Below are 308 nucleotides of genomic sequence, written 5' to 3'. Positions count from 1 at the left end.
GTTTCAACTCCTTCTAATACGGTTACTGTTTCTGGATCTGAAGTTCCTGTTGTTAAAGTACCACTTACATCTGCTGGTAATGTAGTTTCATCAACATCTACTTCTGCATCTCCTACTGGAATGTCTGTTGCTGTCCATGAACCATCCGTTCCTGTTGTTACTGTTGTTTCGTCTCCGTTAACATCGGTAATTACAACTTCTACTCCTTCTATTCCCTCTTCTCCTGGATCTTGTATTCCATCGCCGTTAAGATCTTCGAATACAACTCCTGTTAAATCTCCAACTACTGGTGCATAACCATCATCGGT

At 41.2% G+C, this 308-nt stretch carries 1 protein-coding gene; it reads right to left on the bottom strand.

The features are described 5' to 3' along the window. On the bottom strand, positions 1-308 hold a 308-nt coding region (locus tag ACVC3Y_RS03050; RefSeq protein WP_452226075.1), incomplete at both ends, for an SdrD B-like domain-containing protein.

Source organism: Lacinutrix cladophorae, assembly GCF_053604645.1.
This window is presented reverse-complemented; position numbering and strand designations above follow the sequence as displayed.